The 1,962-nt window shown below is 69.7% G+C and carries 1 protein-coding gene; it reads left to right on the forward strand.

Features of this window, described 5'->3' with window-relative positions:
• Nucleotides 1-169: 169 nt before the first annotated feature.
• Nucleotides 170-1,962 (forward strand): FdhF/YdeP family oxidoreductase (locus BFF76_RS28575; RefSeq protein ID WP_065849374.1); only part of this gene is annotated, 1,793 nt, incomplete at its 3' end.

Below are 1,962 nucleotides of genomic sequence, written 5' to 3' on the forward strand. Positions count from 1 at the left end.
ACCTCCCCCCGGGCCTCCCCGCTTCTCCCCCGCAGCACACCGGCATGCGTGCATGACAGGATCGAAGGACTGTGAAGGCGTAAGAAGACGTGAACAGGACGCCCCGACGTGACGAGCCACGCGCGCCCGCACGCGTCCGGAGGCGGCCGAAGGCTCGAAGGGGAGCACCATGGCCACCAAGCCCCCGACCGGTGACCCGGTCCAGGACGCGCCGCAGATCGAACCCGTCCAGCACGCCGCCGCCGGACTGCCCGCCGTCGCCCACACCCTGCGCGTCGCCCAGCAGCAGATGGGCGTCCGGCGCACCGCGCAGACCCTACTCAAGGTCAACCAGAAGGACGGCTTCGACTGCCCCGGCTGCGCCTGGCCCGAGGGCGACAAGCGCCACACCGCCGAATTCTGCGAGAACGGCGCCAAGGCCGTCGCCGAGGAAGCGACCCTGCGCCGCGTCACCCCCGACTTCTTCGCCGCCCACCCCGTCGCCGACCTGGGCACCCGCAGCGGCTACTGGCTCGGCCAGCAGGGACGCATCACGCAACCCGTGTACCTGCCCGAGGGCGCCGACCGGTACGAGGCAGTGACCTGGGAACGCGCCTTCGAGATCATCGCCGAGGAGCTCACCGCGCTCTCCTCCCCCGACGAGGCGCTCTTCTACACCTCCGGCCGCACCAGCAACGAGGCGGCGTTCCTCCTCCAGCTCTTCGCCCGCGAATTCGGCACCAACAACCTCCCCGACTGCTCCAACATGTGCCACGAGTCGTCCGGCTCCGCCCTCACCGAGACCATCGGGATCGGCAAGGGCAGCGTCAGCCTGGAGGACCTCCACCAGGCCGACCTGATCATCGTCGCCGGACAGAACCCCGGCACCAACCACCCCCGGATGCTCGCGGCCCTCGAACAGGCCAAGACCGCCGGCGCGAAGATCATCTCGGTGAACCCGCTGCCCGAAGCCGGCCTCGAACGGTTCAAGAACCCCCAGACGGCACGCGGCATGCTCAAGGGCGCCACCCTCACCGACCTCTTCCTCCAGATCCGCATCGGCGGCGACCAGGCACTCTTCCGCCTCCTCAACAAAATGATCATCGAGGCCGACGGAGCCGTCGACACCGGCTTCATCACCGAACACACCCACGGCTACGAGGAATTCGCCGAAGCGGCCCGCGCCGCCGACTGGGACGAGACCCTCACCGCCACCGGCCTCGACCGCGACGCCATCGAACAGGCGCTCACCATGATCCTCGCGTCCAGGCGCACCATCGTCTGCTGGGCCATGGGCCTCACCCAGCACAAGCACTCCGTGCCGACCATCCGCGAAGTGGTCAACTTCCTCCTCCTGCGCGGCAACATCGGCAGGCCCGGCGCCGGCGTCTGCCCCGTACGCGGCCACTCCAACGTCCAGGGCGACCGCACCATGGGCATCTTCGAACGGCCCTCCACCGCCTTCCTCGACGCCCTCGACCAGGAATTCGGCATCACCTCACCACGCCACCACGGCTACGACGTCGTACGGTCCATCCAGGCACTCCGCGACGGCGACGCCAAGGTCTTCTTCGCCATGGGCGGCAACTTCGTCGGCGCCACCCCCGACACCGCCGTCACCGAAGCCGCCATGCGCCGCGCCCGGCTCACCGTCCACGTCTCGACCAAACTCAACCGCTCCCACGCCGTCACCGGCACCCGCGCCCTGATCCTGCCCACCCTCGGCCGCACCGACAAGGACGTAACTGCCGGCGGGAAGCAGTTCGTCACCGTCGAGGACTCCATGGGCCTCGTCCACTCCTCACGCGGCAACCTCACCCCCGCGAGCCCCCACCTGCTCTCCGAACCCGCCATCGTCGCCCGCCTCGCCCGCGCCGTCCTCGGCCCCGCCTCCACCACACCCTGGGAGGACGTCGAGACGGACTACGGCACCATCCGCGACCGCATCTCCCGCGTCGTCCCCGGCTTCGAGGACTTCAACAC

This window comes from Streptomyces mutomycini (assembly GCF_001700505.1).
Classification (GTDB): Bacteria; Actinomycetota; Actinomycetes; order Streptomycetales; family Streptomycetaceae; genus Streptomyces; species Streptomyces mutomycini.